The sequence below is a fragment of the Olsenella massiliensis genome (assembly GCF_001457795.1).
Taxonomy (GTDB): Bacteria; Actinomycetota; Coriobacteriia; order Coriobacteriales; family Atopobiaceae; genus Olsenella_F; species Olsenella_F massiliensis.
Genome location: NZ_LN898211.1, coordinates 318745 through 344913 on the forward strand (window position 1 = coordinate 318745; position 26169 = coordinate 344913).

Here is a 26169-nt window from a genome sequence, read left to right on the forward strand (position 1 = left end):
CCGCACTGCGGAAGCTACTTGCTGGCGCGCTTGTACTCGTCCATGAACGAGCCGAACATGCCCTTGGTCCTGCCCAGCTGTCGGCCCAGGGTCTTGCTCCCCTTGTCCAGCGCGCGAGCCGCCTTGTCATCCGCCTTCTTGGCGACGGCGGCGCCGCGGACCTTGGCGCGCGCGTAGCCCTCCCCGGCCTTGGCCGCCACGCCGCCCGTGAGCTCGGACGAGGCGACCTCGTCCGCCACGACCATGTAGCCCTTCGCATAGCCCCTAACGAGCGCGGCGGGAATGGGCAGGGCTCCAACGAGCGTCTGCGCCACGCCGCCGTCGCCCACGAAGAAGCACTCGACCTGCCCCGTCGTGGCGTCAAACGACGCATCGCTCACAAAGCCCAGCTCGCGGCCGCCCTCGGTGCGTGCGTCCATGCCCGACCAGATGATGCAGCGGTCCCAGTCAAGGCCCAGGCGCGTTTGGGCCGCCTGGTCGGTCCCCTCCTCGAGGTTGGTGACGACGAGCGTCTTAGCACGGCGCTCAAGGGCGTCGAGCGCCACAAAGACGTCGGGGCGCTTGATCATGCCGACGATGTCAGGGCGGCGGACCATGACGCCCACCACGCGCGTCCCCTCGGGCGAGAAGACCGCCGTCTTCACGCGACCAAAGCGTTTGCCTGCCCCGCCGCCCTTGGGAACGACCACCTTGAGCCTGTCGAGGTCACTCAGCCTCGTCGTCATGCGCGCCTCCTCATATGCCCCATGGCCGCCCGCCCAGAGAGCCCTCGTGCCCGCGTCGGACAGAAGAGGGCGGACGGGGCGTGAGCGCCGCCCTCGTCCGCCCGCAGGCAGAAGCCATGACCGTGCCCCTCACACGCCTACGTGCCCGCTTACTTGCCTTCCTCGACGTCGTTGGGGTCCTCGGCCGTCGCGGCGTCGCCGTCAACGATCTCCACATGGACGGACGCCGCCTCCTGGACGTTGTCCTTGACGTCTTCCACGCCCTCGGCAACCTTCTCCGCGACGCTGTTGACGGCCTCCTGGACCTGGGACGACGTCGTGCTGACCGCGTCTGACAGCGACGACCTCAGCTGGTCCATGCGCTCGCGAGCCAAGTCAACCTTGGCGCGAAGCTCGTCGGTGGTGGCGTCCACGTTGGGCCGGACGCTGTTGATCTTGTCTCCCACGACGCGCGAGCTGCGCTCGTAGGTGTCCACCGCGCTGTCCCAGGCGTCGTTCATGGCGTCGGCCACCCGGGCGCGGCTCTCGGAGCCCGTTCGGGGCGCCAGCAGCAGTCCTGCCATCACGCCAGCCGCAGCACCAAAGATGCTGCCGACGACAAATCCAAGTGTTCCCCTTGCGCTCATGACGTCCTCCTGTCGTTAGTCAAGCTCATTCGGCCAAAGTTGGATGCCCTCAAAACCTCCGCTCGCACCTTGCGTGCATGCGACGCCCACGGGACGATCGGTCGCCGTGAGATGATCACCTCACTCTGTGGGGACCGGGAATATACTCCTCGGGAGCGACGTCGGATTCGTCGTCGCTCTCACCCTCGTCCGCGGCGGCCGTTGCGTCCTCCGACGCTTCGTCCGCCGTGCCGTCGTCGTCCTCTGCGACGCCGTCACCTGCCGCGGCGCCCTCGTCCCCCCGGATGGCCGCGACCTCGCCCGCGACGAGGTTCTGCTGGGTGAAGGGAGAGGGGGCTGTCGCAGGGGGCTGGGGATGCATCAGCAGCTCCGCGAACTCGCTGTCATAGGGCTCGTCCTCCGCGTCGGCATCAACGTCAACGTCCACGCGCTCCCCGGGACGCTGCGCGGGGATGCGGGCGGTGTCCGAGAGAGTGCTCCCGTCGGCCTGGGCGGCATCTGACGACTCGGGGCCGTCGGCTGAGGGAGCGTCCTCGATCGACGACGTCGCGTCAGGCTCGTCGCTTGGCCGGGCGGCGTCGCCCCTGGCCTCGACGCGCGCCGCGGCCGCCTGCGCGGCGGCCTGCTCCTGGGCGATCTGCTCGGCAAGGTCGCGGCGCCCCTGCCGGGAGCGACGCTCGGCCTCAAGGCGCTCGGCCTCCTCTTGGGCGCGGGTCTCGGCCTCAAGGCGCTCGGCCTCCTCGCGCTCCGCCTGGCGTGCCGCCTCGGCGTCCGCCTCCTCTTGGGCGCGCAGGCGCTCCTGTGCCTCGTACTCGTCAAGGTCCACCGCCCAGGACGGCGTCGCCGCCTTGCGCTCGGCGGCCTCCTCTTGGGCCCGGCGGCGGGCCTCCTCTTCGGCCTCAAGGCGGTCCGCCTCCTTGCGGGCGCGGGCCTCGGCCTCCACCTCCGCGCGGGCCTCGGCGATCTCGGCCTCGCGCTGGGCGATCTCGGCCTCGCGCTGGGCGAGGGCGCGCTGATACTCGGCGTCAACCTCGGCCCTCAGGGCGTCCTCCACCTCCTGGCGGTAGGTCACCTCGTGAATCTCGCCGATGTTCTGGACCATGCTCGTGAGCCCCGACACGATGGCCTCGACGTCGGGCGCCGGTTCGGCTCCGCCGCCAAAGGCCCAGTTGGCTATCCACACGGCGCTCGAGAGCGCCCCCATGACCAGCACGTCGTCGGGACAGGAGAGCTCGATGTCAAAGCTGCGGTCGTCCCCCTCCACCGGGTAGGTCTTGCCCGAGCTTATGTCGGCGGAGGCGCTCGACTGAGAGAGGAGCTCCACGGTCATGTGCTCAAGCAGGTGGGCAATCTCGGTGTCGCCCATGACCCCCTTGAACGACTCGTCCCGGTCGCCCATGCACACATGCTCCACGATGTGCGGCATGAGGTAGTAGATGCGCGTGGTGGCAACGAGGTCGTCGCTGGTCATGAGCGGCGCATCCTGCGTGACGTAGATGCGCGCCGTCAGGTTCTCGAGGCCAACCTTGACGCGCTTGATTTCGAAAAGTGCCATGGGACGGGACCTTCCCCTTGCGCTCGCTTGTACGCAGCCATTGTACCAATGCCCACGCCACCACGCCCCGTGGGCGCGGCGAGGGGCCTATGAGGCGGCGTCGGCATCCCGTGAGGCGTCGGCATCCTCAGGGATCTCGTCGTCACGAGGCTCGGGCGCGCTCACGCGCAGCATGGACACGCGCCGGCCGCGCATGGACTGCACGTGAAACGTGTAGCCGTCGATCACAAACTCGTCTCCGGGGCGCGGCAGGCCGTCCGCCACGTCGATGACGAAGCCGGCGATGGTCTCGTACTCCTCGGAGTCCTCGATGGGCCAACCCAGCTCGATGGAGTCGTCAATGGGAAAGCGCCCGTCAACGAGCCACTCCCGGGCGCCCAGCTGGGTGAGGTACTTGTTGTCGGGGTCAAACTCGTCCTCGATCTCGCCGACGATCTCCTCGACGATGTCCTCGACCGTGATGACGCCCGCCGTGCCGCCGTACTCGTCCACGACGATGACCATCTGGTCGTGGGCGCTGCGCATCTCGGAGAGCAGGGGGATGATGTCCTTGGTGTCCGGGACGAAGTCGGGCTTGCGCATGTGGCGACGGATGCTGTCGGCCTGGGCGTGGTCGTCGAGCACGGGGCCGATGAGGTCCTTGATGTGGGCTATGCCCACGATGCGGTCAAGGTCCTCGTGATACACGGGAACGCGCGAGTAGCCCGTCCGACGCATGACGGCGAGCACGTCGCCCACCGAGCTGTCATCCTCCATGAACGTGACGTCAACGCGCGGGATCATGACCTCGCGGGCCTTGGCGTCGCCCAGGTCTATGACGTCGTGAATCATGGACTTTTCCTCGTCCGTGAGCTCGTCGGAGCCCCTGACCAGGTAGCGGATCTCGTCCTCGGAGACGTCCTGCCTGTCGTCGGTGCTCTTGATGTGCAGCAGGCGGGCGAGGCCGTTTGCCGTGGAGGCCGTCAGCGCCACGAGGGGGCGCGTGAGCACCGCAAAGCCGTTGATCGGGCCGACGACGCGCTTTGCCACGGCCTCGGCGTCCGCCATGGCGATGCGCTTGGGGACGAGCTCGCCCACCACGATGGAGAAGTACGACACCACGAGCGTGATCAGGACCGTCGCCAGGGCCTCGGAGAGGTGGGCCTCCACGCCCCACAGCGCGATCTGGGCGCCCAGGGGGCCCGACAGGCTCGTGGCGGCAAAGGCCGAGCTGAAGAAGCCCAGCAGGGTGATGGCAACCTGGATGGCGGCAAGGAAGTGCGCCGGGTCCTCGACGGCCACGGAGGCGATGGCGGCCCGTTGGTCGCCCTCCTCGGCGTCGTGGTCCAGCAGGGCCTTGCGCGCCGTCGAGAGCGCCATCTCTGACATGGAGAAGTACCCGTTGGCGATGGTGAGAAGGACGGTCACCACTATGGAGATTGCGATGTTCATGCGCCTGGGCGCACCTTTCGTAGCGGCGGGGCGGCGGGGCGCAGCGACCGCCCCGGCAGGGAGGCTTCCTCGTCCATGGTAGCAGAACGAGGCGGCGGCGCCGGCACGGGCGGTGGGCGCGGAATCTCGGCGCGGTCGCGCCGGAACGTCAACGGCCGCCTTGGCCCCTCGGGGCGCCAAGCGCCTCGCGCGCCGTGCGCACGAGATACGAGAGCTCCTCCACCCTGAGCGCCGCAGCCAGCAGCAGGTAGACGGCAGAGAACGCCACGAGCTGCGCCAGGATCGTGACCCAAGGTCCCAGCGCCAGCGCGCCCAGCGGCGTCGCGCAGAGCGCCGCTGCGGCTGCCAGGCCAAAGGCCGGAGCGATGTCGCGCAGCTGATGAAGATAGGAGTACCCCACGATGCGCTTGTTGGGGAAGGCGTTGATGAAGGTGCAGACGACGTTGGAGAGGGCCGCCCCCACCACGATGGCGTCGATGCTCCTGAGCCCAAAGGCGGCCACGAGCAGGATGCCGAGGCCCACGACCACCTTGACGACCTCGAGCCTGAGAAACACGTCGCTGCGACCCATGCCGTTGAGCACCTGCAGGTTGGTGGTGTGGATGGGCAGCAGCGCATAGGCGAGGCAGTAGAGCTGAAGGTAGGGCACGGCGGGCTCCCACTGCGCGCCGAGGAGCGCCGGCACCAGCCGGGGGGCCACCAGGGCGAACCCCGTCATGGCCGGCACGACAAAGAAGGTGCTCGTCTTGAGCGCGCGACGCATGAGGCGACGCACCAGGGCGACGTCGCCCTGCACGCGTGACACGGCGGAGAGCATCACCGGCTGGATGACGCTGTCGAGGAGGGTGCCCAGCTGCTGGGGGTACTTCTTGCCCTGTGACACCAGGCCCAGCTGAGACCCCGTGAACACGCGGCCTATGACGAGGTCCGAGACGCTCTGGTTGGCCTGGTCGAGCAGGCCTGACGCCAGGAGCTTCCAGCCAAAGCCAAAGAGGCGGCGGGCCCGGTGGGGAACAAAGACGGCCCGCGGCTTCCAGGGGATCTGGGCGGCGAGCACCGCGCACTTGGTGAGCTGGTAGGACAGCTGCTGCGCCACCAGAGCCCAGAGCCCGCCCCCCATGAGGGCGCAGCCTATGCCCAGGACGCCGGAGGTCGCGGCCGCGCTCACCGTGGAGCGAAAGGTCTTGTGAAACTCCAGGTTGCGGGCGACGATGGCCTCCTGGATGGCGTTGAACGCGTTGATGACCAGCACCAGCACCAGCACGCGCAGCGGCCACAGCATGTCGGGCATGCGATAGAATCCCACGACGGCGGGGGCGGCAAAGAAGACGAGCGCGCACAGGGCCGCCGAGACCACGAGGCTCATCCAGAATACGGTGTCGTAGTCGTCCCGCGAGATGTCGGGCGCCTGGATGATGGCCGTGTTGAGCCCCGACTGCACGATGACGTTGCCCACGTTCACAAAGACGAGCATGATCGCCAGGGAGCCAAACTGGGTGGGCGAGAGCAGACGCGCCATGACCACCTGGACCACGATCTGGATGAGCGCGGAGCCCCCCTGCTCAAAGAGCTTCCAGAACAGGGACGTGATCGTCCGCGACTTGAGGTCCTGCTGTGCCATGCGGCCCCTTCTCCCAAGATGTCCCGTGGCGCGTGTTCCCTAGATTCTAGGCGAGAAGGGAGGGCGCCCTGGCGCGGCGGCCAGAACGCCCTCCCCCACGCGTCTCACCGGAGCGCGCCCGGGACGCTACCTGCCTTCCGCGCGACGGCGGGCGTACTCCTGGGCAAGCTCCTCCTGGACGTCGTGGGGCACCTGCTCGTAGCCCGACACCTCCATCTCGAACTCGCCCGTGCCGCGCGAGAGGGAGCGCAGGCGCGTGGCGTAGTCGGTGACCTCGGCATACGGAACCGTCGCCTCGACGGTGGTGTGGCCGGCCTGGGCCCCCTGCCCCGAGGTGGCGCCCATGCCCTCGACGCGACCGCGCGAGGCCGAGATGTCGCCCATCACGGAGCCGGCATAGCTGTCGGGCACGGTGACGGACAGGTGCGCCATGGGCTCAAGCAGCACGGGCTCGGCCTGGGCGACGGCCTTCTGGAAGCCGATGCGCGCCGCCGTCTTGAAGGCCATCTCGTTGGAGTCGACGGGATGATAGGAGCCGTCGTACACGGCGACCTTGATGTCAATCATGGGATAGCCCGCGACGACGCCGTCGGTCATGGTCTCCTGGACGCCCTTGTCGACGGCGGGAATGTAGTTGCGCGGGATGTGGCCGCCCACGACCTCGTCCACGAACTCGTAGCCCGCGCCGGGGTTGGGCTCCACGCGCAGCCAGCAGTCGCCGTACTGGCCGGCGCCGCCCGTCTGCTTCTTGTGGCGCCCCTGGGCGCTGGCGACGCGGCGGATGGTCTCGCGATACGGAATGCGCAGCTTGACGGTGTGAGCCTTGACGCCCGTGCGCTCCTCCAGCCGGTCGAGGAGCACGGAGACCTGCGCCTCGCCGATGGCGGACACCACCGTCTGACCGGTGTCCTCGTCCCTGGTGACGCTCAGCGTCGGGTCGGCGTCGGCGCTCTTCTCGAGGAAGGCGTACAGCTTGCCCTCGCTGCCGCGCTCGTCAGCCTCTATCGCCGCGCGATACAGCGAGTTGGGGAAGCGGAAGGCGGCCGCCTCGACCTTGCCGGTGACCGAGAGCGTGTCGCCGGTGAGAGCGTCGAGCTTAGGCACCACGCAGACGTCGCCGGCTGCGACTTCCTGCAGGTCGCGAGTCTCGCGGCCCATCATCTGATACAGGTGGCTCAGGCGCTCCGACTTGCGCGTGCGGGCGCAGGTGAGCTCGGTGCCCGGCCTCACCGTTCCGGCCAGCACCTTGATGAAGGACAGCTTGCCGTTCTGCTGGTCCTGGAGGCTCTTGAAGACGAAGGCGACGGGCCTGTCGTCGTCCGGCGAGATGTCCAGCTCCTCGCCGTTGACCAAGGGGACGCGGCCGTAGTCGGCCATGGTGGGGAACCACGCCGCGATGCCCTCCATGAGCGCGATGACGCCCTCCTCCTTGACGCAGGAGCCCGCGAACACGGGCACGAAGACGCGGTCGATGATGGCCTTGGCGAGCAGGCCCTCGAGCTCCTCGGTGGTGACGGGCTCGCCCTCTAGGTACTTCATCATGAGCTCGTCGTCGGCCTCCACCACAAGCTCCACGAGCTGGTCGTGGGCATGCCGGGCGGCGTCCAGGTAGTCGGCGGGCACCTCGCTCACCACGGGCTTGCCGTCCTCGAGATGGCGCGACGTCAGATGGATCACGTCGATGATGCCCGCGAACGCGTCGCCCGACCCTATAGGCATCGTGACGGCGGCAAGGCGGTTGCCGTAGCGCTCCTGGGCGGTCAGAAGGGCGGTGTCCCAGTCGGCGTCGGGACGGTCGAGGCGATTGATGAAGAGGGCGCGGGCGATGGAGAGGTCCTCCGCCGCGTACCAGAGCCTCGTGGTGATCGTGCCGGGGCCGGAGGCGGCGTCCACGACGAAGACGGCCGTCTCGGCGGCGGCCAGCGCGCCGTAGGCGTCGCCCACGAAGTCGGGGTAGCAGGGGGCGTCAAGGACGTTGATGCGACAGCCGTCATACTCCACCGGCGCGATGGTGGTCGAGATGGAGAAGCCGCGCGCGCCCTCCTCGGTGTCATAGTCGAGCGTGGGCTTGGTGCCGGCGTGACCGCCCAGGCGGGTCGTCCTGCCCGTCAGGTGGAGCATGGCCTCGGCCAGCATGGTCTTGCCCACGCCGCCTTGGCCCACGAGAGCGAGGTTCTTTACCTTGGTGCTTGCAGCCATGTTCCCTCCTCAAGCCCGTCTCGCCCCATGCGGGGGCAGGGCATCAGTACGACACGATGCCTTCAACATATCCATGGCCCCGGATTGCCAACCCCACGTTTCGGGCGGCGCGGGCAAGGGCGCCGCAGGCGCGACGTTTGCCCGTCAGATTGCCCCTACCAGCGGCGGACCTTCTCGACGTTCTCGCGGATGTGCGCACAGCTGGCGTGGAACTTCTCCTGCTCACGCTCGTCCAGGGCCAAAGGAAAGAGGCTCTCGACGCCGTTTGCGCCGACCACGGCGGGCAGCGAGGTGTATATGCCGCTCTCGCCGTAGACGTCGTCCAGAAGGACGCCGCAGGGGGTGATGAGCTTGGAGTCCTGGATGACGGCCTTCACGATCTCCGTGGCGGCGTTGGCCACGGAGTACTCGGTGCAGCCCTTGCCGGCGTAGGTCACGTAGCCGCCCTGGCGGGCGGCGTCCTCGATGGCGTCCTTGTCAAACGTGAAGCGCTCGGGGTCGCTCCTCTCAAGCTCGGCCAGGGGCGTGGCGCCAAAGGACACGTGCGACCAGGCGGCAAACTGCGAGGCGCCGTGCTCGCCAAGCATCCAGCTGGTGATGGAGGTGGGGTTGTAGCCCGTGACGTCGGCAAGGGCGTGGCGCAGGCGGGCCGAGTCGAGCGCGGTGCCCGACCCGATGACGCGGCGCGGGTCAAGCTCCGCCAGCTTCCAGATGAGGGTGGCCACGACGTCGCAGGGGTTGGCGATGGTGACGATGACGCCCTCGTAACCCTTGAGGCGGGGCGCCCACGACGCCGTCTCGTCCGAGGTGCAGAACAGCTCGCCGTCGCGGTTGCCGGCGGCCTGGGCTATGTGCCCTGCGGCGTTGACCACGACGTCGCAGCACATGAGGTCCTCGTAGCGGTCGTGACAGTTGTACACGCGCGCCTGTCGGGGGTAAAAGGGCATGGCGTCCTGCAGGTCGTTGACCTCGCAGGCGACCTTGCTCTCCTTCACGTCAACGCAGTAGAGCTCCGCCGCCAGCCCCTGATAGAGAATCGCGTTTGCCACGTGCGCTCCCACGTGGCCCATGCCGATGATGCCGATCTTCGTTACTGCGCTCATGGTTCTCCATTCCTCGTCATGTGAACGTGTTGATGGTCTCCGGTGTGCGGGGCTGGCGCGCCAGGCTCCTCTGGCGACAAAACGCCTGGCGCCCCGGGCCGGCGCGGGTGGCGCCTATGGCGTCGCTGGGGGCTTTGCGGCAGGCCCGTCCGCTCGCGCCGGGCGGGCCTCGACCACGTTTGGCGTGTATCCCGGCAGGAACTTCTCCTCGTAGAACGACTTGGGGATGCTCACGGGATACCGGCCGTTAAAGCAGGCCGCGCAGTAGCCGCGGTCGGGCACGCAGGCCAGGAGCCCCTCGATCGAGAGAAAGGCCAGCGAGTCGGCGCCGATGTAGTCGCGCACCTCCTCGACGGACTTGTTGGCGCTGATGAGCTGGTCCTGCGTGGCCGTGTCGATGCCGTAGAAGCAGGGCCACACGACCTCCGGCGACGCCGAGCGCAGGTGCACCTGGGTGGCGCCCGCCTCGCGCAGCATGCGCACGATCTGCTTGGACGTGGTGCCGCGCACCACCGAGTCGTCCACCATGAGCACGCGCTTGCCGGCCACCGCGTCGGCCAGGGCCGTCAGCTTGAGGCGCACGCCCCGCTCGCGCAGCTCCTGGGTGGGGGCTATGAAGGTGCGCGCCACGTAGCGGTTCTTGATGAGCCCCGTGCCAAAGGGCAGGCCCGCCTCGGCGGCAAAGCCCTCGGCCGCCGGCGTGCCGCTGTCGGGAACGCTGATGACCAGGTCGACGTCGGCGGGCGCCTCGCGGGCGAGCTGGCGGCCCATCTCGTGGCGGACCTTGTAGAAGGACCTGCCGTCCTGCACGGAGTCGGGGCGCGAAAAGTACACGTCCTCAAAGATGCACGTTGCCTCGCCCCGCTGGGCGACGCCCTCCTCGCTGGAGATCCCCTCGTCCGACACGCGCAGCACCTCGCCGGGACGAACCTCTCGCACGAAGCGGGCGCCCACGATGGACAGGGCGCAGGTCTCGCTGGCGACCACCCACTCGCCCTCGCCGAGCCTGCCAAGGACCAGCGGCCTGATGCCCAGGGGGTCCCTAAAGGCGTAGAGCGCGTCCTCGCGCACGAGCACCACGGCGTAGCCGCCGCGCACGAGCTGCATGGTGCGGCGGATGCCCTGCCTCAGGTGGCTCGTCCTGCTCGTGAAGTAGCCTATGAGACGGGCCATGACCTCGCTGTCGGTGTCCGAGCGAAACGGGATGCCCGCGTCGATGAGCTTATGGCGCAGCTCGTCAAAGTTCACGAGGGTGCCGTTGTGGGCCAGGGCGATGACCACGTCCCCGATGGTGGAGAGGTGCGGCTGCGACGACTCCCAGCCCTTGGCGCCCGCCGTTCCGTAGCGGCAGTGGCCGATGGCCACCTTGCCCTGCATGGCCTGGAGGTCCTCGTCCTTGAAGACCTCGGTGACAAGCCCCAGGTCCTTGCGGACGAGCACCGTCTTGCCGTTGCCCACCGCGATGCCTGCGGAGTCCTGGCCGCGATGCTGTAGGGCCCTCAGGGCAAAGTAGGTCATGCGCGACACGTCCTGACCGGGAGCCCAGATGCCAAAGACGCCGCACTCCTCGTGCAGGCCGGTCATGCCGGCGTGATGCTCGGCCGCGTCGCAGGCGGTCATGGACGATGCGCTCATCGCGTCCCCTTTGCGCAGGCTAGAATGGTGGGTGCAACGCGTCTAGTGTACGGCAAGCCCCGACGCGGGCCAGGCCGCGTCGGAAGGTCGTAACATGGGATACCGCACCTACACCTGCCCCATCGCCCGCCGCTGCGGAGGATGCGAGTGGCTCTCGGTGCCCTATCCCATCCAGCTTCGTCGCAAGCAGGAGGCCCTGGAGCGGCTCTTTGGGGACATCTGCCGCGAGGACGGCTGTCGGGTGGCGCCCGTCCGCGGCATGGAGGACCCCCGCGCCTTCAGGATGAAGGCGGCCGCGCCCTTTGCCCCCGGTCCCAAGGGGCGCATGCGCACGGGCTTTTATGAGGGAGGATCGCATCGCATCGTCTGGTGCGAGCGCTGCCTGGTGGAGGACGAGCGGGCGCGAGCGGTCCTCAACGACGTGGCGCGCGTGGCGGAGCGCCTGGGCATTGCCGCCTACGACGAGGATCGCGGCACCGGCGTGCTCAGGCACGCGGTCCTTCGCTGCGGCCATGCCACGGACGAGACGCTGCTGACCCTGGTGACCAACGGCGAGCGGCTCCCCCGCGCGGGGCGCTTCGTGCGAGAGTTGCTCAAGCGCCACGGCGAGCTCACGAGCATCGTCCAGAACGTCAACACCCGACGCACCAACGTCATCCTGGGCCAGCGCTGCCGGACGCTGTACGGCCCGGGCGTCATGCGCGACCGGCTGCTGGGCTGCACGTTTGAGATAGGTCCCACGAGCTTCTACCAGACGAACCCGCGGCAGACGGAGCTGCTGTACTCCCTGGTCGTCGAGGGCGTGCGCCTCTCTGGGGGCGAGAGGGTCCTTGACGCCTACTGCGGCTGCGGCACCATCGGCATCTGCCTGGCCAAGGCCGCGCGGGAGACAGGGCGCTCCCAGGTGCACGTGACGGGCGTCGAGCAGGTCTCGGGTGCCGTGGCGAGCGCGCGGCGCAACGCCGCGGCCAACGGGCTGAAGGACTGCTGCACCTTTGTGAACGCCGACGCCACGGAATACCTGCGCCGGACCGCCGGCGCCGCCGGAGGGGCCACGCCGGACGGGGACGGCAGGTTTGACGTCGTGGTCATGGACCCGCCGCGCGCGGGGTCCACGCCCGCGTTCATCGCCAGCGTCGCGGCCTGCGCGCCGAGGACGGTCGTGTACGTGAGCTGCAACCCCCAGACGCAGGTTCGCGATCTTGCCGAGCTGCGCCGGCGCGGCTACCGCGTGACCGGCGTGACACCGGTGGACATGTTTCCGCACACCAAGCACGTGGAGACGGTGGCGCTGATGTCGCGGGAGAGGTGACGAGGCTCGGCTCTCCTGACGGGCGACTTGGGCGCCACCGGAACAGACGATGTTGTCGGGAACAGACGCCGCCTCAGGGACATGCCCGTCATCGATGACGTCCGGAGGCCGTTGGCGGCGGGCAGCGCTTCATCAGTTCCTGCACCGCAAACTTTCCGCTCGCGGCGGCGAGGGGCAGCCCGCCGCCGGTCTGAACCCATTGGCTGGCAAGAAACAGGTTCCTCAGGCCTGGTACGGTGCTCTTGACGTACAGCGGCTTGTATCCCTTGAGCGCGTTGAAGCTCATGTAGGCCCCCTGATACGCATGGCACCATCGGGCAAAGGTCAGCGGGCTGTAGGTGCTCGGCAGGACAAGCCTTCCCCTTACTGCGGGAAAGCGACTTTCGATGCGCTGTCTGAGGGTCTCAGCCAGGGCGCGTTTTTCTTCCTCATAGGCTGTCTTTGACAGGGAGCTCCAGTAGGCAAATGTGCCGTTATTCAAGAGCACGTTGCACTGAATCACCCGCTTGTCGGCAGGAAACAGCGTCTTGTCGTAATCGTACAGCCGTATGCCGCACAGGTCTTTGCTTTCTCCGGCCACCGTGTAGGGCTCACAGGAAAACACCACCGACCCCTTGGGAAGATGCAGGTCACCCTCTCCCAGGACGCCAAAGGCCGCCTGGTAGCCGGTGTTGGCCACATACCCTTCGGGGTGTTCATACATGGTTCTTAGGTTCCTGTCCAGATATGTTTCGGACAGAATCTTATAGAACAGCTGGTGCGGGTCGGCGGCCCATATAAAGGCCTCGCCGGTGATCGTCCGGGCGTCTTTTAGCTGCACGCCGCATAGACGCCGCTCGTCAACCTTGGCGGCGGTCACGTCGGCGTTGCGCTCAACTGAGCCGCCCAGGCTTTGATAGCGTTCCAACATTCGCCTGACCATTCCGACAGAACCGCCCTGCGGTATGCCGGCGCTGCCGCTTGTATAAAAGGCGTAGGAGGTAAGCAAGGTGATCGCGAGGAAGTCCTTGGGAAAAAAGGCGCCCATCATGCGCCTGATCAAGGGATTGTTGAACCGTTCTGCCAGCTCGGCAATCGTCAGGCTCCCATAGGTCTGATAGGCTCTTGAGGCCCCCCCTCATGCCCATGGCCATTTTTAGAAACTGGAACACGTTCATATGGGCCACAGACGTCTCGCAGGGTGGCTGTACGCACTCAAGCTGTCGCACCGAATCGAAGAAGACATTGATCTCCCGTGCGTCTTCCGGCGCGACGGAAAGAAGCTCCGTCCTGCTCCTTTCAAGGTCCCTGGCAAACGTCAGGGTTCTGCCTTCGGCTTGCAAGGTATAGAAGGCTGGTTCGTAGTAAAGGTCAACATCGGCGGTCAGCACGCCCAGCTCGCTCCAGAGCTGGTGCAGGGGGTTTTCTTTGTTGCATCCGACAAGCCAATGTATGCAGTTGTCGATATGATAGCCCTGGCGATTCCAGCCTGTGCACTCACCGCCGACCATCTGGTTCTTTTCGAGGATTAGCGTCTTATAACCTTGTTCTTGAGCTAGGATTCCGGCGCTTAAGCCAGAGATTCCTCCGCCTATAATCACAAGATTATTCATATTTCCGCACCTCTCTGCGTGTTGCGTCAATTATACGCCACGCGCTAGGTACGAGGGGGCAACCCTGCGGCACCTTGCGTATACTTTGTATGAAACGTAGGGTTTTTCATACAAAGGGACCCTGTCACATAAGGGAGGATGCCCATGAAAGCACAGGTCGCAGCGTCAACGCATGACCAGCCCTCACCTGACGAGGGCGACGGGCACCGGGGGCTGTACGTGTGGACGGCAAAGGTGGGCACCAAGGGGCAGATTGTTCTTCCCAAGGAGTCCCGTGACGTGTTCAACATCGCCAGCGGAGACACGGTGCTGCTGCTAGGTGACGTCAGGCGAGGCATCGCGCTCTTGAGCGGCGCGCAGATGGAAGAGGCGCTCCTGCGGGTTCACGGCGCCATGGAAGAGGGGTCCGATCTCCCATGAGGGCCCTCAGGGTCATCCTGGCGGTTAGCGCCGTGCTCTGCCTCGCGGCAGCTGGCCTGGCCTGGCACACGCTCAGCTATGACTACGGCAACGACCGGTTCATGACGTCACGTGGCACCCAGCTTGGCTTTGCCGAGAAGACCTACCAGACCCCCGACGGGCGCACGATCGCCTATCTGGAGGGTCCGGACGCCGGCGAGCCGCTGCTTCTGATCCATGGGCAGATGGTCTCCAAGGAGGACTACGCCAAGGTCCTGCCCGAGCTGTCGCGCCGCTATCACGTCTTTGCCGTGGACTGCTACGGCCATGGCGGATCGTCCAAGGACCCCAACGCCTACAACATCACCACCATCCGCGACGACCTCGTTGGCTTCATGGGTAACGTCATCCGGGCAAGGACGCTCGTCGCGGGCCACTCCTCGGGCGCCCTCATTGCCGCCGCCGTCGCAGCTGCCGCCCCAGGCCAGGTGAGCGGCCTTTTGCTTGAGGACGGCCCCTTCTTTTCGACGGAGCCGGGCCGGGCGCAGAACACGCTCTCGTACAAGGAGTTCCGGACGATACACGACTTTCTCACCCAGGACGAAGAGACCAACTACACCCGCTACTACCTCTCGCACACCTACATGAGCACGCTCTTTGACAGCGGGGACGGCGACACCTGGGAGCCGTTGGTCAAGCGGCCGTTTTCCGAGCGCATAGACGAGGGCGGCGGCGTCATGCCCATCGTGTGGTACTACCCTCCCGAAGTCGGCCTTAACAGCCTGGTCTTTCTGACGCGCAACCTCCAGGATGGCACGGGTACGTATGACCTGCGCTTTGGGGACGCCTTCTATGACTTCTCCTGGTTTGCCGGATTTGATCAGGAGCAGGCCCTGCGGCAGATAGCCTGTCCCACGCTCATCCTCCACGTTGCCCCGTCAAGCGCGACCGCCCCGAGCTATTACGACCGGCAGGGGGTCCTCATCTCGGCGATGGACGAGAGCGACGCGCGGCGCGTTCACGCGCTCATAGCGAGAAGCGAGCTTATTGAGGGGTACGCCTCGCGCCATGACATTCACGACGAGCTTCCCCGGGAGTACGTCGATGCCGTCGATCGGCTGTCGGACGGGGTTACAGAAAGGTAGCCCCGCGTGACGACGCGAGGGGGCGGCGCCGGAGGGCGGTGAGCGGGAGCATCAAGGAGGGCGGCGGCCGGTTTCCCGACCGCCGCGTCCCATCTCAGGTTTCCGCGGGTCCCGGCCTCACGTAAGCCGGAGCCGCATCGTGCCGCCCGGGCCGGGCGCTACCCGCGCCGGCGCCCCCTGCGGGCGAGGATCGCCCCGCCTGCGACGAGGCCGAGGGCGCAGGCGGCGAGGTAGCTCGCCGCGGGGCTGGTGTCGTCGTCGGTCCTGGGAAGCGCGACCTGGGCGGGCTTCGGCTCGGGATAGACGTTGGTGAAGGTGGCGTCCGCGCCGTCCGGCGCCGAGCCCGCCTTGGCGTCCCGCGCCGTGCCGCCGCTCGTGAGGGTCGTCGTGCTCCCGGTCACCTCGAGGACGCCCGCGCCCACGTCCTCGACCGTCACCGTGAGCGTGTACGTCGCGTCATCGTAGGCGCAGCCGGCGTCGCCCTTGGTCTCGGCGAGCGTGTAGGTGTAGGTGCCGGGCATCGTGAAGGCGATCTTGCCGAACGTTGTCGTGCCCTCGCCCGTCACGTGCGCGACCTTGCGTCCGTCCGCGGCGTCCGCGGGCATCGGGAAGGACGGGTCCGTGGGCCTCAGGACGAACTCGAAGTCGTCGGGCGTGGCGGGCGCCGGCCCCTCGACGCGCTTTTGCGCGGACGGCTCGTAGCTCGTGGGCGTGGGGGCGTAGGTGTTGGTGACGGTGAAGCCCTCCAGGGCGCTACCCTCGACGCCGCTCGTCGTGTAGCCGGCGACGGGGTCCTCCGTCACGGCGTAGTCGATGGGCACGCCATTGGTGTATTCGGGAAGGTCTTTGAACTCGTAGCGCCAGCCGGAGGCCTCGTCCATCGTGACCGCGTCAACCTCCTTGCCGTCGGCAAGCAGGTGGATCGTGACGCTCTTGGCGGCCGGGCCCACCCACTTCTTCTGGACGGGAATGGTGACGGTGCCGGTAAGAGTGTTGGTGATCGAGGCGGTGTCCTTCTCGACGGTCGCCGGCTGCGTAGCCTCGTAGTGCTCCACCGCGTCCTCGGTGACGGTGTAGGTGATGGCCTTGCCGCCAGCGTTTACGGGCACGGAGCCAAAGCTGCCCTTCCAGCTGCCGTCCGGGCCGGCGACGAGCGCCAGTGACTTGACCTTGGTGCCGTCGGCCAGCAGGTTCAGGGTGATGGACGCGGGACGCAGGCCCCGCCCGTCGTTGTCATCGACCCAGGTCTTGGTTACGTTGATGGTGCGCTCGGCCGGCTTGTGGGTGTTGGTGATGGTAAAGCCCTTGGACTGCGAACCCGTGACGGAGCAGCTATAGCCCTTAGGCACCGCGGTCTCCGCAACGCTGTAGGAGACGGCCTTGCCGTCGCCGTCGTAGGTGTCAAGGCCCTCAAACGAGAAGGCCCAGGAGTCCGTCGCCGTGAGCGTGGCGGTCTTGCCCGTGTCTTTGCCGTTGGCGCGCAGGCTCACAGTCACGCTCTCGGGCCTGATGCCGTCCTGGTCGTTGGCGTCATCCCAGACCTTGGAGCCCTTGATCTGAATCTTGGGGTTGACGAGCGTGTTGGTGACCGAGCGGCCGTCCGCCCCGTAGGTCACGGCAAAGTCCTTGGACGCCAGCGTCAGCGTGCCGTCCTTCTCGCCCTGCTCGCGCACGGTGTAGACATAGGCCTTGCCGGCGCCGTCGTACAGCACCAGCCCCCCGAACGTGGCCTGCCAGTTTCCGGCGGCGCTGAGGGTTTGGGTGGCGCCGGTGGCGACGCCGTCGCGCAGGAGCTCGAGCGTCACGAAGAGGTTGGCCGTGCCCGAAGGCGAGATGCCCGCCCAGGTCTTGGTGACGGTCAGGTCCTTGGTGGGAACGAAGACCCAGCGCCCGTAGACGGTCTCGTCCTTGCGGATGTTGAGCGTGGTGATGACGTCCGTGCCGCCCTGCTCGTGCGTCCAGCCCGCGAACGTCCAGTAGCCCTGGACCTCCTGGCCGTCCTTGGTGGCCCCCGACTGGGTGGTCGTGAGCGCCTGTGCCAGCGTCTGGGTGGCGTCATATTCGATGTCACTGACGCTTGCGGGTGTGGTGCTGTCCCCGGGCGTGCCGTAGACGGGGTCGGGCGAGACCACGTAGTCTAGGGTGTAGGTCTTAGTTGCCTTGTGATAGGTGGTCTCCGAGGGGATGTCCTTGTCGTGACCCTCGACGGAGGTGATGCGCGCCGTGTTGACGAAGGTCGTCGACCGCACGAGGTCGCCCGTGAGGGCCGTGGGGATGCTGAGCGTCATCGTGGCGCCCGCCGGCAGGGAGCCGACGCCCAGGGTGAGCGTGCCGTCCTTCTCGGAGGCGGACACCGAGGTCGCCGTGGTCAGGGTGGCGTTGGTAAGCTTGAGCTCGGGGCAGGTCACCTTGATCTGGTCGCGCAGCACCGAGAGGCCCTCGGGGATGGGGTCCTGTATCACGATGTCCCTGAGCGCCAGCTCCGTGCCCTTGTTGGTGACCGTGAGGGTGTAGGTCACGGGCGTGCCCTTTGTGTTGTCAATCTGGGTGGGCGCGTCTTTGGTGCCCGTGGCGGGCTCGGACGCCTTGTGAAGCTCAAGGTCATAGCCCAAAAGCTTGATTTTGGCAGAAGCTTCGTAGGGCTGGACCTTGTCGCTTGCAGATGCAGCCTGGCCCACAAAGGTGCGAGCCATCGCACACACGGGATTGACTGCCTGCCTGCCTACGAGCGCCTCGTCTGTGGGTGCCACCATGTGCACGTATGCGCTGGCGCCGGTGCCGTAGTTCAGCGAGAAGTCGTTGCCCTTGTTCGTCTTGGTGCAGTCTATGGCAATGGCCTTGATGCTGGCCTTGTTGGCAGGCTCGGTGGTGCTCCACACGCTCGTGTTGGAGATGTCCATCTGAGCTGCAGTCGGCACCTTGGTGGCATAGTACACCACAGGAGCGCAGGTCTCACCGGGGTGATTCCACGACTCTTTTGCCTTGATGGAGCTCAGGTCAACCCAGTCAAACGTGCCTCTCCAGGCACTACTTTCGGTTGTGGAACCGTTTTCGAGGATGTCATAGAACACAAGGCTATCCGTGCGGGTGCTGTTGGACGCGCCAAAGGAGAGCTGGTAGGAGTACTTGTTGCCCAGATACTCGCTCGTCTGGTTGCCGTAGAGCTTGTCGTGGTCGTTGGCAACCTTCTTGGTGACGCCCGACTGCTTGACCGTGACGGGGTTGTAGTCAATATAGGTCTGCTGCAACGCCCATTCTGTGGGGTCATCCTTGATGAGGTCTTGGTAGTACTGCCGATTGAGGTAGCTGGGGTTGGTAAACGCCCCCGACAGGTCTTTTTTGGTAGCGCCTGACGTGTCGTGGAAGGCGACGGTGTTGAGCACCTTGTTGCCGCGGTCAGCCACGTTGTGGTAGGAGTTTGCAAGCGGGTAGCGAAGACGCAGCCCAAACCCATGCTCACGCAGCTTGGCGGCACCCGTCATCTCGTCGGGTACCGTGACCTCAACAATCATCATCGTAAGGCCCGAGCCCTCCCAGTTTTCCTGGAAACGCACAGAATAGGCGTCCTTGGGGAGCCTGTCGTTGCCCCAAGGGTCGATGAACATCTGCACCTGCGAGGCGTCCACCGAGGTTCCGGCGGGAAGCAGGTCATAAAACACGCCCGACGTGACAATGTAGGGCTGAAGGTAGCTTTTGTCCTTATAGCCCGAGCCCCACAGCGAGGAGTAGGTTCTGAACATGGCGTTGACCCAGCGCGTCTGAACGCCCGTGGCGGCATCGTCTATAAAGTATGTGCCGTCAAGCTGCGATTTTTCAAGGTACGTAGTAAAGGTGAGACCTCTGAGCCGTGCGGCGGCAACACGAGCGTCCTGATAGAGCGTGTTGATGCTGCCCTTCTGCTGTCCGCCCTCAAACAGGCGCAGCGAGGCACTCGTGGCGAGGGATGTGGGCTGCTCTGCCTGCATGTCTGCAGCAATCAGGCCTTTGAGATGTGCGGAGGGATGCAAGGTCAGCGTAGTGGCGGCCGTGAGGGAGGTGCGGAAGTACTGGCTGCGCACACGATACTTAAGACCCACGACCGAGTCGGGAAGTGTCACCGTAGAACCCTTGGTGGGCTCGCTGCCGTCAGCGGGCGTGAAGGTGTAGGTAGGCGTCGTGCCCGTGTAGCTTACGCTGAGAGTACCAAACAGCTCATAGTCAGTTGACCCCGCCTTGCGAATGAGAATGTCGGTGGTACCGAGCTTCTGACCGTCAAATCCCTGTCCCGAGACAAGCTGCCATGTTCCCTGGGCTCCCGGCGTTGCGTCTTGACCAGAGAGCCCAAAGGACACCGACGAGTAGCTGTAGTCCGCATCCTCAAGCTCGGTCATCGTGGGCAGCACCTCGCTGGCCGGGCGGCGATCTCGGAACTTGTTCTCGGTCACGACTCGAGGCGTTGCCTCCTCCACCTCAGCCACGTAGGGCGTAACGCTGTACGTCTTGGTTGCCGCGTCCCAGGTGGGAGTGGTCGGGGGTTGAAACGTTGCCCGCGTGGTGAACGTCGGCCATGACTGATTGGTGAGGGCGGCATCACGATCTTGCGTGATAAACGTCTGGGCAAACTGGTACCAGTCATACTCGCTCGATATGCGAGAGTTCTTGGTAATGCCCAGCTCTCCGCCATAGGGCCGTACATACACGTTAGTATCTGCCTCGGCATACTTTTTATCACGCGTCACGCCGTTGGACTGCGTCTCTTGGACGGAGACCTTGTTGTGCACGGGAAGGCCGTCGTGCTGAAGGTCCACGCCCCGTGCCTTGGCCTCCTCAAGCAGCGAGATGGGGTAGCGCTCCAAAAGCGCGTAACGGACGGTGTTGTAGGTGGCCTCATATCCATTGTTCCAGAGCCAGTTCTCAGACCACGGGTTTGCCTTCCGGTATTCGGGGTCAAACTGCTTGAGCATGCCCACGTTGGGCTCGTCCGTGTAGCTGCGCCAGCCCTCCTTGGTGATATCCCTATAGGAACTATCCGTGTTGCCGTTGAGATATTCAGGACGTTCAAAGCCATGTTTATTTCGGCCATAGCGCTGGATGCCGATGAGCTCGCCGTCCTGCTGCTCCTGTCTGAACATGTAGGTATAGGGAATGGTGTTGTCGGCAGGACGTTTTACGTCTGCATGCCAGATCACGTAGAAGTACTGGTCCGCGTCAGCGGGCTTGGTTCCCCAAATGTCCTGCCAAGCGAGGTAGACCCCATCGTCTGGGGTGAGGTCAGCGTGCTTGAGAGCTATGCTCATATCACTGTTCTTGTTATGCAGCTCGCTCGTAAGCTGTCTGGCAATGGACGTCTCGTTGCTGCCGTCATTGTTCTGGTCAACCGTGAGGGTGGCATCATACGACGCATGCGTCACGCCGGCCCCGTCCACCTTCACGTGGCTTGCCGTAAACGAGAAGCCCTGCTCAAAGTAGAACTGAGCGCCCCCTGCAAGGGTGTTGTAGTTGGTGATGGTAAGCGTGCCGTCGCCGTTGTCCACGTAGTTGAAGTCGGCGCTCGCAGAGGTCTGGGGTGCCTCCACGAGCTGCCATTTGAGCGTGGGATTATACCTTCCCCCGTTGTACATATCGTAGTTCACGTTGCTCGTGCCGTCCCAGCCCCTATAGAGGGCCGCGGGCACGGTGATCTTGATGCTCCCGGGAGGGAAGGTCTCATTTGCGGGGGCGTTGATCTTGAGCGACACGGACGCCGTCGCCGTGAGCGAGCCACGGTTGTTCACGGGGTGGAAGATGAGGTTGGTGTGGTTGGGGTCGGCCGCCTCGTCGTAGCTGTAGGCCGTAACGCTGGGGCCCGCGGCGTTGGTCCAGTTGATGTTGAAGTCAAAGGACGACGCTTGGGCGGGCGCTCGCACGGCGGGAGCGCTTACCGCCTGGCCCTGCTCGGGCGCGTCCTTGTCTGAGGCAGCCGCGTCTAATGATGCCGGGTCTCCGTCCGTGGTGCCGGTCGCGACTACGCCGGCAGCGTCATCGGCGGCGGACTCATCTCCTGCCGACGGAGCGGAGGACTGTTCCTGGGCGGCAGACTCGGTAGCGCCCAGCACCTCGGCGAGAGCCGGCGCAACAAGCAGGGACAGCACGGCAACGGGAACCAAAACCATAAGTAGCAGATGAATCAGGCGGCGAGTCGAAGAATGTCTCATATTTAAGCCCCAGTTTTCTGACAATAAGCCAAGTTACAGTATGGCATACATCAGACGCCGGGACCTACCCGATTGCCCATTCAGCTGCTTTTTTTCCTGAGCGGCAGGCAAAAAGCCGGCAGGGGGCGGCTGCAGCGCTTGCGCGTCAGGCGTCTGGGCAAAAGGCGTCAGGCGTCTGGGCAAAAGGCGTCAGGCGTTTGGGCGCTCGTCCTGGCGGACGCACACCTTTCCGTCGGCGCTCACGCTCACGCGCCCCTCGGCCAGAAGCTGGATGACGTCGGGAAGGAGCTCGTGCTCAAGATCGTGGACGTGCCGCTCAAGCTCATCGACGGTCCAGCTTTCCTCTACCTCAAGAGGGCGCTGGGCAATGATGGGCCCGCAGTCATAGCGCTCGTCGGCAACGTGAACGGTGACGCCCGTCACCTTGACGCCGTAGTCGTAGGCGTCCTGGATCGCGTGGGCCCCCTTGAAGCTAGGGAGCAGGGCGGGATGAAGGTTGATCACGCGGTTCTTGAACGTGCGCAGGATGGGATAGCGGACCATACGCATGTAGCCCGCCATGATCACGTAGTCAACCTTGGCCCGAAGCAGCGCGGTGGCGATGGCCTCGTCGGCCACGAGGGGGTCCTCGTAGAGCTCCTTGGAGAGGCTCATGGTCTGAATGCCCGCGGCCTCGGCGCGCCTGAGGCCGGCGGCGCCAGGGCGCGAGGAGATGACGATCGCAACCTGGGCGTTCAGCGTACCTGCGGCGATGCGGTCGATGATGGCCTGGAGATTGGTGCCGCCCCCGCTGATCAGGACGCCGAGGCGCAGGGGCGCGGAGACGTCCGGCCCCTGCGCGGGCTGCGGGGGCTGAGGGGATGGCGCGGACGGGACGGCCTGCGGTCCCTGCGCGAGCTTGGGGGCGCTCATCGGTACGTCACCGCGCCGGAGCCCGGCACGCACTCTCCCATGACGAAGGAGGGGAGGCCCTCGGCGGCAAGCGCGGAGCGCACCGCCCTTACGTCCTGGGGGGCCACGACGAGGCTCATTCCCACGCCCATGTTGAAGGTCTTGTAGGCCTCGTCGGGCGTGAGCCGCGCCGCGCGCACGCAGCAGTCGATGATGGGAGGCACGTCCCAGGAGGGGGCGCGACAGGCGTCCCAGGAGCATCCCGCCGCGCCGCCGCGGTCAACGACCGCATCGACGGAGGGAGGCAGCGCCCGGTTGAGGTTTTCAGTGATGCCGCCGCCCGTGATGTGCGCCATGGCGCGGATGGGCGCGCCGGCCTTGAGGGCGCGCACGAGGGCGCCCGCGTAGATGGTGGTGGGACGCATGACGGCGTCGGCCAGAGACTCCCCTCCCAGCTCGTCAAGGGGCCGCTCGAGCTCTCGCGGCGTCTTGCCCTCTATGAGGACCTTGCGCACCAAGGAGTAGCCGTTGGAGTGGATCCCGCTGGAGGGCAGGCCCAGGATGACGTCGCCGGGGCGGACCTTGTCGGGCCCGAGCATCTTGGGACGGTCCACGACGCCCACGACGAAGCCCGCGAGGTCGTAGTCCGCGGGGTCCATCACGCCGGGATGCTCGGCCATCTCGCCCCCAACGAGGGCGCAGCCCGCGCGCCGGCACCCCTCGGCGATGCCGGCGACGATCTGGGCCATCTGCTCCGCCTTGAGCTTGCCCACCGCCACGTAGTCGAGGAAGAAGAGCGGCTCCGCACCGACGGGGACGACGTCGTCCACGCACATGGCGACCAGGTCCTGCCCCACGGTGTCATGGCGCCCCAGCAGCCGGGCGATGGCGAGCTTGGTGCCGACGCCGTCCGTGCCCGAGACGAGCACGGGGTCCTCCATGTCCTTGAAGCCCGCCATCGAGAAGCACGACCCAAAGCCTCCCAGGCCGCCTATGACCTCGGGGCGGGTGGTGGAGCGCACCGCGTCTTTGATGGCCTCGACGGCGCGGGCTCCCTCGTCCACGTCAACGCCGGCGTCCGCGTAGCTCACATGCCTCTGCTCGTTTGAGCCCATGCCGTTGCTCCTCTCGTGCCCACACGCGGGCCGCCGGGGGCGGCCATGCGGGCGTGGTGCCTCAGGTGGTTTCTCAGTCGGACGGAGCCGAGACGACGGCCTCGTCCTTGGGAACGCACACGAGCACGCTCCTGCCGTTGGTGCCGTCCTCGGTGTAGTACTCCTTGTAATAGTTGCAGGTGACGAGCGACAGCACGTGGCTGGCGCCCTGGACGACCTGCGCGGCGTCGGGGCGCTTGGTGACGGCCTTGTCGAGCAGGCCCTGAAGGTAGGTGCGGCGCTCGTCGTCCGACGCGAAGTTAAACGTGCGGACGGTCTGGTCGTCGGCGCGCGCGTAGTACATGAGCAGGGGCTCGAGCTCGTAGGCGCCCTGTTCGGTGACGTACCAGACCGTATCGGTCCGGTCAAAGGCCGCCTGGTCGTCCAGGGCGGCAATCTGCTCAAACATCGTTCCGTTGAGCAGGTGATGGCCATAGATGATGCTCTGGGCGTCCGTCATGCCGGGCGCGGCGTTCTGATAGTCGAGGAAGAGCTGGCCGCTCAGCAGGTAGTTGCCCTCGGCCGAGTGGCGCAGATAGCGCTCGTTGTCGTCGGCCTGGTAGACCGCGTAGTTTATGGTGGTTCCCGGCACGTAGAGCCAGCCCACGACCTCGTCGTTGATGGCCTTGAGGCCCGCCCAGTCAACCTCGGGCGCGCGGTTGGGCTGGTCCCAGACGGTGGCGTAGGCGGCGAGCTTCTGCTGCTCTACGTCAACCTCGTGGTAGCGCCACTGGTTGAAGCCCCAGAGTCCCGCCGCGACGAGCAGCATCACGACGCCCACCACGATGAGCACCGTGGAGGCGACGTTGCGGGCGCTGCGGGCGGAGTGAGGTGCGACGCCTGGCGCGGACCTCGGCGCCGATGCGGGAAGCGGCGCGGAGACCTTCGGGCCCTTCGTCGAGGCGGACGGCGCCGCCGCGGCCGCGGCCGGCCTTGAGGCCCTCTCCCTCTAACACCTCTAGCTGCGTATAAGGGACAGGCACGGGCCTGCCCGCAGGCATCGGCTCCCCCCCGTTCGACGGCATGGAGAACCTCCTTGCCCGCGCCCTCTTTGGCATCCCCGCCGTCAAGGGCGTCGAGTTTGGGCGTGGCTTTGCGGCGAGCGAGCTGCGCGGGAGCCAGAACAACGACCCCTACCGCATGCGCGAGGGCCGGCCTCGGCCCGTCACGAACAACGCCGGCGGCATCCTGGGCGGCATCACCACCGGCGCGCCGGTCGTGGTCAGGGTGGGCGTCAAGCCCACCCCGAGCATCGCCGCTCCCCAGCGCACGGTGGACCTCGCCACGCTAGAGGACGCCGAGCTCGCGGTGCGCGGTCGCCATGACCCCTGCGTCGCCGTGAGGGCCGTCCCCGTCGTCGAGGCGCTCTGCGCCCTCGTCGTCCTGGACGCCTGGCTCTCGTACCCGCCCGAGCCGGCACCCGCCGCGACCGCCCGCCACGACTGACTGGGAGACTGACGCCATGGAGCAACTCGAGGACGTCCGCGACAAGATCGACGAGATCGACCATGCCCTGCTCGACCTCATGGTGAGGCGCACGGAGCTCGCGGCGGACGTCGCCGCCTACAAGGCGGCGCACCACCTGACCGTTCTTGACCGCGCCCGCGAGCGCCGCGTGGTCGCCGACGCCCGTCGGCGGGTGCCCGAGGACCTGAAAAGCCATGCCGCCGCCCTGATGGAGCTCCTCATGGAGGCCTCGCGCACGCGGCAGGGCGACATACTGGGCGCGACGTCGCCCGCCATCGAGGCCATCGACGAGGCGCTGGCCGTGGCGCCCGCGCTCTTTCCCACCGACGCGCTCGTGGTGACCCAGGGGGTCGAGGGCGCCTACCAGCAGATCGCGACCGAGCGCATCTTCAGCCACGCCCAGATCGGCTACGTCGGGTCCTTTGAGGGCGTGTTCGAGGCCGTCGAGGCCGGGACCTGCGACTTTGGCATCCTGCCCCTGGAGAACAGCACGGCCGGCACCGTCAACCAGGTCTATGACCTCATGATGCGCCATGACGTCCACATCGTGCGGAGCTGTCGCGTCAAGGTGAACCACAATCTCCTCGCCAAGCCTGGAACCAGGCTCCAGGACGTCACGGACGTCTATAGCCACGAGCAGGCCATCCGTCAGTGCGAGGCGTTTCTCGCCACGCTGCCGGGCGTGCGCGTGCACGTGACGCGCAACACCGCCCTGGCCTCAAGGTTCGTGGCCCAGAGCGACGAGCCGGGCGTCTGCGCGCTGGCCTCGCGCGAGTGCGCGGAGCTCTACGGCCTCAGGGCGCTCGCCAAAAACGTCCAGGACAACGACAACAACTACACGCGCTTCGCCTGCATCGCAAAGGGTCTCACCATCTATCCCGGCGCCGACAGAAGCTCGCTCATGCTCGTGGTCCGTCACCGCCCGGGCGCCCTCTACCGGGTTTTGGGCATCTTCTTCGCCCTGGACATCAACATCACCAAGCTCGAGAGCCGTCCGATCCCCGACCGCGACTTCGAGTTCATGTTCTACTTTGACGTCGCGTGCCCCGCCGCCTCCCCCGCGTTCAGGCGGCTGGTCAAGGAGCTCGGCGACGTCTGCGAGGAGTTTCGGCACCTCGGAAGCTACGCGGAGGTCTCCTAG

General features: G+C 66.4%; 17 protein-coding genes and 2 pseudogenes. 5 read left to right on the forward strand and 14 right to left on the reverse strand.

What is annotated here, in order from left to right:
• Positions 1 to 14: 14 nt before the first annotated feature.
• From BN3001_RS05470 to purF, 8 genes are all read right to left on the reverse strand, one after another.
• Positions 15 to 725, reverse strand: coding sequence for a hypothetical protein (locus BN3001_RS05470; RefSeq protein ID WP_058270787.1), 711 nt, complete (start codon positions 723 to 725; stop codon positions 15 to 17).
• 149 nt (positions 726 to 874) lie between these two features.
• Positions 875 to 1351 carry a YtxH domain-containing protein gene (locus BN3001_RS05475; RefSeq protein ID WP_058270788.1) on the reverse strand — a complete coding sequence of 159 codons (477 nt, stop codon included), beginning with the start codon at positions 1349 to 1351 and terminating at the stop codon, positions 875 to 877.
• 115 nt (positions 1352 to 1466) lie between these two features.
• A complete protein-coding gene (locus BN3001_RS05480; RefSeq protein WP_058270789.1) occupies positions 1467 to 2906 on the reverse strand; it encodes a hypothetical protein in 1440 nt (479 codons plus the stop codon).
• Positions 2907 to 2993: 87 nt separating this feature from the next.
• Positions 2994 to 4337: a hemolysin family protein gene (locus tag BN3001_RS05485; RefSeq protein WP_058270790.1), complete on the reverse strand. Its 1344-nt coding sequence runs from the start codon at positions 4335 to 4337 to the stop codon at positions 2994 to 2996.
• A gap of 148 nt (positions 4338 to 4485) precedes the next feature.
• The gene (locus BN3001_RS05490; protein WP_058270791.1) at positions 4486 to 5958 is read right to left on the reverse strand and encodes a lipopolysaccharide biosynthesis protein; all 1473 of its coding nucleotides are present in this window, start codon (positions 5956 to 5958) and stop codon (positions 4486 to 4488) included.
• Between the two features lie 126 nt (positions 5959 to 6084).
• Positions 6085 to 8157, reverse strand: a complete 2073-nt coding sequence (locus BN3001_RS05495) for an elongation factor G (protein WP_058270792.1) — start codon at positions 8155 to 8157, stop codon at positions 6085 to 6087.
• A 155-nt stretch (positions 8158 to 8312) separates the two neighbouring features.
• Entirely contained in the window at positions 8313 to 9260 is a 948-nt protein-coding gene (locus BN3001_RS05500; RefSeq protein ID WP_058270793.1) for a lactate/malate family dehydrogenase, read from the reverse strand.
• A gap of 114 nt (positions 9261 to 9374) precedes the next feature.
• On the reverse strand, positions 9375 to 10895 hold the full coding sequence (gene purF / locus BN3001_RS05505; protein WP_082630012.1) for an amidophosphoribosyltransferase: 1521 nt from the start codon (positions 10893 to 10895) through the stop codon (positions 9375 to 9377).
• Positions 10896 to 10989: 94 nt separating this feature from the next.
• Between purF and rlmD the strand changes: the two genes are divergently transcribed.
• Complete coding sequence (gene rlmD / locus BN3001_RS05510) at positions 10990 to 12207, forward strand: 23S rRNA (uracil(1939)-C(5))-methyltransferase RlmD (protein ID WP_058270794.1); 1218 nt, start codon at positions 10990 to 10992, stop codon at positions 12205 to 12207.
• Between the two features lie 88 nt (positions 12208 to 12295).
• Here rlmD and BN3001_RS08460 read toward each other — a convergent pair whose 3' ends face one another.
• Positions 12296 to 13237, reverse strand: coding sequence for a phytoene desaturase family protein (locus BN3001_RS08460; protein ID WP_235815051.1), 942 nt, complete (start codon positions 13235 to 13237; stop codon positions 12296 to 12298).
• A 151-nt stretch (positions 13238 to 13388) separates the two neighbouring features.
• Positions 13389 to 13799: pseudogene (locus BN3001_RS08730) on the reverse strand (phytoene desaturase family protein); the annotation flags it as partial.
• Between the two features lie 144 nt (positions 13800 to 13943).
• Here BN3001_RS08730 and BN3001_RS05520 point away from each other — a divergent pair.
• Positions 13944 to 14219, forward strand: a complete 276-nt coding sequence (locus BN3001_RS05520; protein WP_058270795.1) for an AbrB/MazE/SpoVT family DNA-binding domain-containing protein — start codon at positions 13944 to 13946, stop codon at positions 14217 to 14219.
• Positions 14216 to 15343, forward strand: coding sequence for an alpha/beta fold hydrolase (locus tag BN3001_RS05525; RefSeq protein ID WP_058270796.1), 1128 nt, complete (start codon positions 14216 to 14218; stop codon positions 15341 to 15343). The genes BN3001_RS05520 and BN3001_RS05525 overlap by 4 nt, the downstream gene beginning before the upstream one ends.
• A gap of 158 nt (positions 15344 to 15501) precedes the next feature.
• Here the strand turns inward: BN3001_RS05525 and BN3001_RS05530 are convergent, their stop codons facing one another.
• The 4 genes from BN3001_RS05530 to BN3001_RS05545 form a co-directional block, all read right to left on the reverse strand.
• The gene (locus BN3001_RS05530; protein WP_082630013.1) at positions 15502 to 21516 is read right to left on the reverse strand and encodes a Cna B-type domain-containing protein; all 6015 of its coding nucleotides are present in this window, start codon (positions 21514 to 21516) and stop codon (positions 15502 to 15504) included.
• 189 nt (positions 21517 to 21705) lie between these two features.
• Positions 21706 to 22428, reverse strand: coding sequence for a phosphoribosylglycinamide formyltransferase (gene purN, locus BN3001_RS05535; protein WP_082630014.1), 723 nt, complete (start codon positions 22426 to 22428; stop codon positions 21706 to 21708).
• Entirely contained in the window at positions 22425 to 23522 is a 1098-nt protein-coding gene (purM, locus tag BN3001_RS05540; RefSeq protein WP_058270798.1) for a phosphoribosylformylglycinamidine cyclo-ligase, read from the reverse strand. Before purM ends, purN begins: the two co-directional genes overlap by 4 nt.
• Positions 23523 to 23595: 73 nt before the next feature.
• Complete coding sequence (locus BN3001_RS05545; protein ID WP_235815053.1) at positions 23596 to 24345, reverse strand: class B sortase; 750 nt, start codon at positions 24343 to 24345, stop codon at positions 23596 to 23598.
• A gap of 200 nt (positions 24346 to 24545) precedes the next feature.
• On the opposite strand from BN3001_RS05545, the pseudogene BN3001_RS05550 reads away from it, so the two are divergent.
• A pseudogene (locus BN3001_RS05550) lies at positions 24546 to 25007 on the forward strand (chorismate synthase); the annotation flags it as partial.
• Between the two features lie 16 nt (positions 25008 to 25023).
• Positions 25024 to 26169 (forward strand): bifunctional chorismate mutase/prephenate dehydratase, encoded by a 1146-nt coding sequence (locus tag BN3001_RS05555; RefSeq protein WP_058270799.1) that lies wholly within the window; start codon positions 25024 to 25026, stop codon positions 26167 to 26169.